The sequence below is a fragment of the Microbacterium sp. B24 genome (assembly GCF_000333415.1).
In the GTDB taxonomy this organism is placed as follows: Bacteria; Actinomycetota; Actinomycetes; order Actinomycetales; family Microbacteriaceae; genus Microbacterium.
Genome location: NZ_BADB01000019.1, coordinates 1 through 3,924, shown reverse-complemented (window position 1 = coordinate 3,924; position 3,924 = coordinate 1). Strand labels below are relative to the sequence as shown.

Sequence of the window (3,924 nt, the reverse complement as noted above, 5' to 3'; positions counted from 1 at the left end):
AGCTCGGTCCCGGGGATCCTCTAGAGTCAGCCCCGGCGGCACCCTGGACCGCACGTGCGGCGACGAGGAGTTCAGGGGTGGGGGAGAGGGCGACACCCACCGAGGCGATACCGAAGCCGATGAGGCCGATGCGCAGCACGAGAACCCGGCCGAACGCATCGCTCACCGCGCCGGCCACCAGGATGAGGGCACCCAGTGTCACGAGGTAGGCGTCGACCGTCCACTGCTGGGTGGACAGGCCGCCGCCGAGGTCGCGGGCGATGGCGGGGAGGGCGACGTTGACGATGGTGCCGTCGAGGAAAGCGACGAACGACCCCAGGATGGCGATCACGAGGACGAGTCGCTGCTGTGGTGTCATCTGCCGCGTCATCGCCCGAGCTCTCCCATGCCCTCACGCTAGGGCGCCCCGGCGACATCGTGAAGGGGGTGGGCAGGGCCACCCTCGCTGCAGCCGGTTCGCGGCATCCCGCGGAGTGTCGTAAGCTAGTCGGCGGTGACGTGTCCGAGCGGCCGAAGGTGCAACTCTCGAAAAGTTGTGTAGGGTAACCCCCTACCGTGGGTTCAAATCCCACCGTCACCGCCATCACGAAGGCCCCGACTCCCGCGACATCGCGCGGATGTCGGGGCCTTCGTCATCGGTGCTTTCGCTGTCGGTCAACCGCCATAGCGGACGTAGAAGGAGCCGGGGCCGCAGGTGTAGGTCGCGGGTCCCGCGGTGTGCACGCCTTCTCCGAGGCGAGCACAGGTCTGCCCGGCATCCACCACGGTGGCGCCGAGCACGAACACGATCACCAGTGTCACGGCGACGCCGGCGCCTGCGATGACGACGCCCGCGAGCGCGAGTCCGTTGCGGTGCCCCTGCCGACGAGAGCCGACCAACGCGATGATGCTGATCGCGAGTCCGGCGAGATTGAGGATGACGAAGAACGACAGCACGAATCCGACGATTCCGAACGTTCGGTAGGCATCGGGTGTCGGCGAAGGTGCCGTGGCGAGGGGGCTGTCAGCGGGGATCGACATGAGGTGACCATATCGGTGCCGGCGCTCGTTGATCACGAGCACCGGGAAGGCCCGAATGTCACGGCACTTGACATCCGCATAGTAAGCGCGCATATTAAATCCATGATCGAACTCGCTGGCGCCGTCCGGACCTCCTCCGCCGCGCCCGCAGACTACTTCGCGCGATGGATCGACCACGCGTCATGGCCGGAGTGGTCGCCCGACACCGAGTGGGTGCGTGTGGAGGGCCCGGTGCGCGCCGGCACACGGGGCGTATTGAAGCCTGTGGGCGGCCCGAAGACCCGGTTCACGATCTCCGAGTGCGAGCAGGACCGCGTGTACACCGACGTCAGCAGCGTGCCGGGGGCACGCCTCACGTTCCGACACACGGTCGAGTCCGCGCCCAATGGGTCCACGCTCACCGTCCGCGTGTGGATGACCGGTCCCCTCGCGCGGGTGTGGGCGCGGACGGCCTTCAAGGGGTTCTCGGTCTCGGTCCCGGAGGATCTCGATCGTCTCATCGCGCTCGTCGAGACCCCGTGACAGAGTGGCTCTCGGTGCCGATCGAGGAGGCGAAGAACGACTCATGACAGCGGGGTTGCACACGCGATTCGAGTCCTATGACGCTAGCCCGGGATTCATGCTCTGGCGTGTCACCAATCGGTGGCAGGCGGTGATGCGCCGCACGCTCGCACCGTTCGACCTGACGCACGTGCAGTTCGTGCTGCTCGCCGCCCTCACCTGGCGAGCCGATCCTGAAGGAACCACCCAGGTCGACCTCGCCCACACCGTGCGCACGGACCCCATGATGGTCTCGCAGGTGCTCCGCGCGCTGGAAGCAAAGGGGCTCGTCGAACGGCGCGTCGACCCCGCTGACGCCAGGGCGCGGCGCGTGCTGGCCACCGCTGCAGGGGAGCGCCTGGCGAGGGCGGCCAACAGTGCGGTCGAAGCCGCAGACGACGACTTCTTCGGTGCGGATTCCGGCCTGCCGATGCGGCTCATCGAGCACCTCTCGCGCCTGGATCGGTAAGGCGGCTTTCGTCGAGTGCCGCGGGAAACCACCGATTCCGGTGGTCGAAACGGCCGCGCCGAGGCAGCCGCTGCGGGCACGATGGCGCTTAACGTGACCGACCTGGGACTTGTCGGCCGCGTCGCCGCGGCGACTCCCCGACGCCTCGGCCCCCCGTCGAAGGAACGTCGACCATGACCTCAGACACTGCCGTCACCCGCGCCCGTCGCCGACAGCGCGGCACCGATCGCGACGCGACCCCGCAGCCCGCCACGCACGCGCGCCCTTCCACAGCCCGCATCGCGCGGTCTCGGGTCGCACTGATCTCCTGCGTGGTGCTGTGGATGCTCTACCTCGCCACGGTGATCGTCGCCCTCTCGCGCGGCGGTGCGCTCGTCGACGCCACCCAGCTGCTGGCCACAACCGTGTTCCTCGTCTCGGTGACCGCACTCACTTTCTCGGCCTGCATGTACCTGCTCGCGCGGGCGGGCGCGCTCCCTCGTCTCGCGGCGCATCGCCACCCCCGCCGCATCGCGATCGATGAGCACTACTCCGACCACGAGCCCCTGCTGACGGCGTTGTTGCCGTCGCGGCGCGAGGATCCCGACCTCGTGCGGATGGCGCTCTGGTCCGTGGCGCTGCAGGAGTTCCCGCGGCTGAACGTCGTGTTGCTGCTCGACGACGACCCCGAGCCGATCGACGATGCGGCGCGCGCGGGGTTGGAGGGATGCCGCGCCCTGACGGCGGAGCTGGATGCCGCGCTGCGCCCGGTCTTCGAGCGCGTGGATGCCGCCGCCGCCCGCATTCGCTCGGGCGCGCTCTCCCCCGCCGAGGCGACGGAGGTCGTGATGCGCGAGCACGCGGCGTGCGCGCGGTGGCTGCACGCACGTGCCGACGAGGCGCCGACGCGGACGCACGTGGAGGTCTTCTTCGTCGAGCAGGTGCTGCGACGGCTGGCATCCGATCTCGACGCGACCGCCGCGGCGCTGCTCGAGGCCGCGGAAAGCGGTGCAGCGCCCCTGACGCTCGCCCGTGCTCATCAACTCGCCAGCCGTCTCGTGCGGATCTTCGGAGCCGAGACCTCCACGTTCGAGCGCCGGCGCTATGCGTCGTTCTCGCACGTGCCCAACAAGGCCATGAACCTGAACTCCTACCTCGGCCTCATCGGCGGTCGCTACCGGGAACGGGTGGTGGATGGACACCGTGTGCTCGAGGATGCCGGGACAGGACGCAGCACGCTCGAGGTGGCCGAGCCCGACTTCGTGCTGACGCTGGACGCCGACTCGATGCTGCTGCCGGGATACTGCGCGACACTGGTGCACGCCCTCGAGCAGCCGGAGAACGCGCGCGTGGCGGTGGCTCAGACCCCCTACTCGGCCTACCGCGGGGCTCCGACGCGGCTCGAACGCATCGCCGGGGCGACCACCGACCTGCAGCACATCGTGCACCAGGGCCTCACGGCATTCGGGGCCACATTCTGGGTGGGCGCGAACGCCGTGCTGCGCTGGCAGGCTCTGGCATCGCTGCGGCGTGAGACGGTGGAAGACGGCACGCGCATCGTGCGATACATCTCCGACCGGACGGCCATCGAGGACACCGAGTCGAGCATCGAGATCGCCGAACACGGCTGGACGCTCATGAACTACCCGGAGCGCCTCAGCTACAGCGCCACACCGCCCGACTTCGGCTCCCTCGTCATCCAGCGCCGCCGCTGGGCGGACGGCGGACTGCTGATCATTCCGGCCCTGCGCGCCCTCGCGGCTCGCCGCCGCCGGGACGGCGAGCCGATGCGCGTCGCCGAGCGGCTGCTCCGGTTGAACTACCTCGGTTCGATCTCGTGGGTCACCCTGGGCCTGCTCGCCGTGCTCACGCTCTACCCCATGGACGGGCAACGGTCACCCTCCGCTCAGCTCATC

General features: G+C 69.3%; 5 protein-coding genes and 1 tRNA gene. 4 read left to right on the top strand and 2 right to left on the bottom strand.

Annotated features, from left to right (window positions below; genetic code table 11):
• A partial coding sequence (locus tag I5I_RS00350) for an MFS transporter (RefSeq protein ID WP_036314895.1) occupies positions 1–370 on the bottom strand: 370 nt, incomplete at its 3' end.
• A 122-nt stretch (positions 371–492) separates the two neighbouring features.
• Between I5I_RS00350 and I5I_RS00345 the strand changes: the two genes are divergently transcribed.
• Positions 493–583, top strand: a tRNA-Ser gene (locus tag I5I_RS00345).
• Between the two features lie 71 nt (positions 584–654).
• Here the strand turns inward: I5I_RS00345 and I5I_RS00340 are convergent.
• Entirely contained in the window at positions 655–1,020 is a 366-nt protein-coding gene (locus tag I5I_RS00340; protein ID WP_135948639.1) for a hypothetical protein, read from the bottom strand.
• Between the two features lie 102 nt (positions 1,021–1,122).
• On the opposite strand from I5I_RS00340, the gene I5I_RS00335 reads away from it, so the two are divergent.
• The 3 genes from I5I_RS00335 to I5I_RS00325 all read left to right on the top strand — a co-directional run.
• Entirely contained in the window at positions 1,123–1,542 is a 420-nt protein-coding gene (locus I5I_RS00335) for an SRPBCC family protein (RefSeq protein WP_036314891.1), read from the top strand.
• Between the two features lie 97 nt (positions 1,543–1,639).
• Positions 1,640–2,029, top strand: coding sequence for a MarR family winged helix-turn-helix transcriptional regulator (locus tag I5I_RS00330; RefSeq protein ID WP_239639972.1), 390 nt, complete (start codon positions 1,640–1,642; stop codon positions 2,027–2,029).
• Between the two features lie 173 nt (positions 2,030–2,202).
• Positions 2,203–3,924, top strand: a 1,722-nt coding sequence (locus tag I5I_RS00325; RefSeq protein ID WP_036314887.1) for a glycosyltransferase family 2 protein, incomplete at its 3' end; no start/stop codon positions are given.

Coding starts and splice junctions, on each gene's coding strand:
- I5I_RS00335 (WP_036314891.1), top strand. CDS start 1,123: ATGATCGAACTCGCTGGCGCCGTCCGGACCTCCTCCGCCGCGCCCGCA.
- I5I_RS00330 (WP_239639972.1), top strand. CDS start 1,640: ATGCTCTGGCGTGTCACCAATCGGTGGCAGGCGGTGATGCGCCGCACG.
- I5I_RS00340 (WP_135948639.1), bottom strand. CDS start 1,020: ATGTCGATCCCCGCTGACAGCCCCCTCGCCACGGCACCTTCGCCGACA.